Origin of the sequence: Streptomyces fuscigenes (genome assembly GCF_021556455.1) — a bacterium.
Taxonomy (GTDB): Bacteria; Actinomycetota; Actinomycetes; order Streptomycetales; family Streptomycetaceae; genus Streptomyces; species Streptomyces fuscigenes.
Window position 1 is genome coordinate 1 of sequence record NZ_JAKGCV010000783.1, and the last position, 1,183, is coordinate 1,183.

General features: G+C 77.4%; 1 protein-coding gene. It reads left to right on the plus strand.

Annotated elements, in window-relative coordinates; translation table 11 throughout:
- Positions 1-12: 12 nt before the first annotated feature.
- Positions 13-1,183 (plus strand): ComEC/Rec2 family competence protein (locus L1885_RS28520; protein WP_235800029.1); only part of this gene is annotated, 1,171 nt, incomplete at its 3' end.

Here is a 1,183-nt window from a genome sequence, read left to right on the forward strand (position 1 = left end):
TGGTCCCTCGTCGTGGCCGCTGCCCTGTGCTGCGCCGCGGCCGGCGCCACCTCGGCGGGGCTGCACGCGGCCGACGTCCGGCGGGGGCCCGTGCCGGGCATCGCCGGGCGCCACGGGCGTGCGGTGGTGGAGCTGAGCGTGACGTCCGACCCCCGCCCGGTGCGCCGCAAGGTCAGCGGAGACCATCTGACCGCCGCCCAGTTGATGTTCGACGCGCGGATCGTGGAGATCGCCTCCCGGGCGGGGCGGGCCACGGCGGTCAGGACGCCGGTGCTGGTCTTCGTCGATCCCGGCCCGCACCAGGGCGAGTGGCGCGGGCTGCTGCCGTCGACGAGGCTGCGGCTCGCGGCCCGGCTCACGCCGCCGTTCCCGGACGATCCCGCGCACGCGGCGCTGGTGCGGCCCGTGTCGGCCCACGCCCCGCCGCCCGTCTCCGCACCGCCGTCCCGGTCCCAGCGCGCCGCGGGTGCCCTGCGGGCGGGGCTGCGGCGCGCCGCCGAGCCGCTGCCACCCGACGCCCGGGCCCTGCTGCCCGGGCTGGTCGTGGGGGACACGTCCCGCATCACACCCGAACTCGACAGCGCGTTCAAGGCCACCGACCTCGCCCACCTGACGGCGGTCTCCGGCGGGAATTTGAACATCGTGCTCGCGCTGCTGATCGGGCCGCCCGCGCTCGCGCTCCGGGCCGAACGGCGCGGCGTTGCCCCACGGTTGGGCATCCCGCTGCGAGCCACCGCAGTGCTCGGGGCCGCGCTGACGGTGGCGTTCGTCGTGGTGTGCAGGCCCGAGCCGAGCGTGCTGCGTGCCGCGGCCTGCGGCCTTGTGACGCTTCTCGCACTCCTGACGGGCCGGCGCAGGTCGCTGATCCCGGCGCTGGCCGCGGCCGTGCTGGGCCTGGTGCTCTACGATCCGTGGCTGGCACGGAACTACGGCTTCGCGCTGTCGGTGCTCGCGACCGGCTCGATGCTGACGCTCGGACCGCGCTGGTGCGCCGCCCTGGTCCGGCGCGGAGTGCCCGTGCGGCTCGCGGAGGTACTGGCCGCCGCGGGCGCGGCGCAGGCCGTGTGCGCGCCGGTCGTGGCGGTGTTCGCGGCCCGGGTCGGCCTGGTCGCCGTTCCGTGCAACTTGGCCGCCGAGCTGGCGGTCGCGCCCGCCACGGTCCTGGGCTTCGCGGCGCTCGCCG